The following is a 4545-nucleotide window of genomic DNA, read 5'->3' on the forward strand; positions in this document are numbered from 1 at the left end:
GGGTACATAGGGGAACGGGGGGCTAAATCTGCTGTAGCCAAGCAGTTAAAAAATATACCCAACGGAAATAATAGTCCGACTTTTACAGTAAGTCTGTAGCCTGCAGCCCCCTATCCACGTTTTAGCCTTTTCTATTTTAGGTAAAACTCCTTAAAAATTTTCGGCAACTTTTTTTAAAGCGGGACTTAATAGTTTAGGCTTAAATACTGCTACATCAACGTTATAAGCTGTTTTAAAGAATGTTTCCCTAGACTTATACGCTTATCAGTTTGAAACTGCCTTAGAATCGTCCTCAGCAACATCAGTAATTGATATAAAGCTTGCTACGTATACGTTTTTAAGGATATTGCTGTAAAATTGCATAAAAAAAAATAGCTGCCTACTCAATTAAGAGTAAACAGCCTTATAGGAGTTTTAAATTTTTAGGAGTTGTTACATGTTATCAATAGTTGTTCTAGTTAGAGGGAGGCAGTTTCCACTTTAAAAAGTTTGTCTAACGCCTCAGGATAATGCTTTAAACAGTAATCGAATAGTTTTTTATTTTCCGCATACGATCCGTTTTCGTTAGCATTAACAATACTCTGAGCTTGTGCTTTATAGCCCTCTGTCATAAAGCCCATTTCACTCACTGATAAGCCTTCAACATAATGCCGGTAAAATAAGGAGGCTATTTCAGCCCCACTCCACCGACCTACGTTTTTTCTAAGTAACTCAACAACAGTACGCGGATAGCTCTCTTTTGTATCTATAAACATAGTAGCTTTAAGAATGTCTCTGCCCCCCTTTTACACGTTTAAATTAAAAAGGCAAAGCTGTTAAGCCCTGCCCCTTTTACACTATTTTTATATGTCTATTTTGAAATTGTGTAGCCTTGCTCTTGTAAGTAACGAATAGAAAGTTCCGTAACTTCTGCCACTTCCTCAGCTGTTTGCGTTTCTGCTGCTTGCTGTTTTAATTGACGTTCTTCTTGTTTCTTAGCCTCATTCTTAGCAAAACCGTTACTTAACAATTTGAACGCTCTTCCTGCAGCCCCCGTCTTAGTTACCGGTCTTTCCTGCCCATACATCATATTATTATCCCCTTTATTTTTATATTATTTTTTACACGTCTTGTGGCTTAACTAACGTAAAGCAAGTTCCCCTTTTTTCAATGCTTTTAAAACATTATATTGAGGATCAGGCATGTTGATAGTTCTGCCTAAGTAAATACGTTTATCCTCCGTTACTAAGAAATTTTCCCCTTGCTTAATGATACCTGCTTTACTTAGTCTGTAGTTAACAGTGTCCATTAAGTCTTTGAATACATCATATTCTACTTCTTCGATAGCTTTTTCATCTGAAATAACTGTTTTTACTGACGCTGTTACAACAATTTCTTTACTGAACGGATACCATTCAGTAATTAAAGGAGTTAACACGTCATAAAAAGCTACTACTGCGGTAGTAATATCTTTCTTTAATTTAGTGTCTACACCTGCTGTAACTGTGTCATGCAACTTAATTTCTTGCTCAATATCTGCTTGTTGGGCTAACAACGCTTTTCCCTCTGCTGTAGTCGTAACAGATTTTAATTGTTCTGCAATACCAGCCTGTTCTTGCTGTAATCCCGCTAGCTTTTCACGATTAGCCGTTTCATTATCGTTATACGCTTTGCTTGCAGTGTTAACAAGTTGATATGCCTCTATTACTGCCTCATAACTCAATACAAACTGATTTTTCAATTCTGCTCTTTCTCCTGCTACTACGTCTAATCCCTCTAAAATTGTTTTCATTTGTCGTTTCCCCTTTTCTTTTTCTGTTTAATTTTTGTTATTCTTACTTTAAAAAGAACTCTGCATAACTAGCTACGTTTGGCTCTCCTACTTTACGATAGGCAACTAACGGATTCATCTTAATACTCTGTACACCGTTTACAGTTACTATTGCAAAAACAAACATATCATTCCATTTTGTTTGACGGATTTTCTTAGTTACTGTTGCTTTGTCAATTCCTAAAATACTAGCTAGATCTGCTTGAGTTATCGCTGTATCTTTTGACGGGTCTTCTTCGTCTATATTGTGCGTTAAAAAGTTATGATAAACGTTTAAATAAGGGATTACCTTAAATATGAACCCTAGATCAGTTAGTGTAACTTTACTGTCTTCATATATATCTTTTACGCTATCTGTCCATATCTTAGCTGTATTTTTACCTGATTTTCTACTAACTACGCTTTTCTTAAATATTAAATCACTTGATAAAAAGAAAGCAGTTCTTTCAGTTCCATAAACAATAATTTTCTTTTCTATTAGTAATTTGTTTTCTTTAAGAGTCTTCAATAGCGTTCTCAGCGTATCTTGCTTAGATATTTTTAAAATACCCCTCATTTCTTTTTGAGTCATTGGTACCTTACTTTTTGGTGCCATTTTAAGCATATTGTCGTAATCAATGTATGAACTAAGGACGCAAAAGTAACCCCACTGTTTGAGTGTCAACAAACAATCCACCCCTTTCATTTTATCCATCTTTTGGAAACTAAAAGTTTTTTTATCACTATTTGCCTCTATTGTTGCTTTTTTTATTTTGTGTTTATTATAAGCGTCTTGCTGTTCTGGGGTTATAACTACTGCACCCTCGATAATCTCGCCTGTTATACTATCTACACCAATATTTTTATTTCCCATGTTTCTCCCTCCTTTTTAGTAAGAGGGTTATTTCCCTCTACACCTATTAGCTAGCTATAACTATCCTATTTAAAGTAAAAAAAGGTATTTATTTTCCATTTATTTGTTTAAACTAGTTTTTATTGGATATGGAAAATAGTCCTTTCATCTTTAAATTAGTAGGATCAGTAAAAAGTGTGACAAGCGGAAACATAAAGTGTTGAAAAAAACGGGTAGTTTAAGCTGGATTTGTTGAAAAAAACGGAAAACCTAAAAGTGGGATACGCCTAGAGCCATAAGGGCTTAGAGGGTATTTCAACAAAAGAAGTCCTCTTAGTCTATAAAGAATTAATTAAAAACATTATTGCCTGACGGCAAGGCTAACGCCTCAACAGTACATAAATACTAAACAATAACTTTAAATTCCTACGTCAATATCACTGAATAGCTCTTATACTGTTGTAGGCTCTTAGTATCGTTGTAGCAGTTTGTTTATTATGGAGGTGTGAGGAACGAACACTATGTTTTTATTTCTTTTATGTATTGCTGTTAAGGCTGTTACTAAAAATAGGTAGTCTTAACCCTTACAAGAGTTAAAAGCTCATAGTACAGCCTTTAATCGCTTTTACGTGCAACCTACCCCACACAACTTTTATCAACATATCTTGAGGTTATTTATCGTGTCAAGACTTAAAGAACACACGTACAACGGTTTATTACGTTGTAGTTTATTGTTGGTAAAAAGAAAGCGACAACCTAAATGTAAGTGTCCGCCCTAGCCGTTTAGTTAAACATGGACGCTATCTCCAGCCATTTCGTTAAGGCATACGCTGTAACTTGTATCAGTCTAGTAGTTGGGGCATACAGTTCCCTTTAACGTCTTGTATCTGGTAACTAGAATGATCCAGTTAGACGGTTGAAACAAAAAAGCCATAACACCAGTAATTACGTTTTACTAGTGCTACAGCCTTTTAACAGTTTCAAATTACGGTAAACTGTGATAATATAAGGTGTAAGCAATTAGTAACTGTGGGTTACTGTTGCTCTAAGCAGTAGTATGGTTTTGCATACTGGTGCGTGTGCCACCCTGAGTGTTTCCAGCATTCATGGTGGTTTTTTGTTTGCTATTTTATTTTAGTTATTACTCTATAAATTCATTAACGGAGATGTTTTCATTCCTTTTTTCACTACAGATATATCAGAAATCCCTTGCAAGTAAATTTGGGTAGTAGCTAAATCAGAGTGCCCCAGCAAATGGCTGATAGTGTGAATGTCTTGATCATTCTCTACTTGATACATCGCCCACCAGTGCCGAATAGTATGAGGACTACAACGTACTTCTTGCCTAACTCCTGCACGTTCTCCAGCTAACCTAACTACACGCTCAATCGTTTCTATAGTGAGCTTGCTGCCCCTGTAACTGACAAATAAGTAAACTCCTACATCTTGATAGTTTTTATCTTCAAAATACTGTGCCTTTAAACGGTAGTAGCGGAATAATACTTTTTTAAGAGCAGGAGAAAGATACACGCTGCGTTGTTTACGTCCTTTGCCAAACCGTATAATTAGCTGTGTATCGGTCATATCAACTAGTTTTATGTCGCATATTTCTGCTGCACGAATACCGGTGTCTGCTAACAACATAATAATTACCTTGTCTCTCATGCCTCTAAATGTAGACGTATCATGCCTTTTAATCATTGCTGATATTTCAGTATCGTTAAATACAATGATCTGCGGCTTGTCTTTTATCAGCCTTTTCACTTTACATGTAGGATTAGAGCCATAAGGGAGCAGCTCCTCCTCTTCTAAATACTTATATAGAATATGGATAGCGTTCAATTTTCCATTGATATAAGAGGGCTTACATCCTTTCTCCTGATAGCTGTTGATAAACTTTTTA

Annotated in this window: 5 protein-coding genes; all 5 read right to left on the reverse strand. The window is 35.7% G+C overall.

The genetic code is table 11. The annotated features are described in order from the left end of the window. Nucleotides 1–458: 458 nt before the first annotated feature. Entirely contained in the window at nucleotides 459–629 is a 171-nt protein-coding gene (locus RT405_RS08115; RefSeq protein ID WP_313469023.1) for a hypothetical protein, read from the reverse strand. A 221-nt stretch (nucleotides 630–850) separates the two neighbouring features. Beyond that, the gene (locus RT405_RS08120; RefSeq protein ID WP_313469024.1) at nucleotides 851–1069 is read right to left on the reverse strand and encodes a hypothetical protein; all 219 of its coding nucleotides are present in this window, start codon (nucleotides 1067–1069) and stop codon (nucleotides 851–853) included. Nucleotides 1070–1120: 51 nt separating this feature from the next. After that, nucleotides 1121–1771 (reverse strand): hypothetical protein, encoded by a 651-nt coding sequence (locus tag RT405_RS08125; protein WP_313469025.1) that lies wholly within the window; start codon nucleotides 1769–1771, stop codon nucleotides 1121–1123. Nucleotides 1772–1814: 43 nt separating this feature from the next. Continuing rightward, complete coding sequence (locus tag RT405_RS08130; protein WP_313469026.1) at nucleotides 1815–2663, reverse strand: hypothetical protein; 849 nt, start codon at nucleotides 2661–2663, stop codon at nucleotides 1815–1817. 1125 nt (nucleotides 2664–3788) lie between these two features. Continuing rightward, the coding region (locus RT405_RS08135) for a tyrosine-type recombinase/integrase (protein ID WP_313469027.1) at nucleotides 3789–4545 on the reverse strand (757 nt) is incomplete at its 5' end.

The sequence above is a fragment of the Carnobacterium sp. genome, assembly GCF_032094055.1.
Lineage (GTDB): Bacteria > Bacillota > Bacilli > Lactobacillales > Carnobacteriaceae > Carnobacterium_A.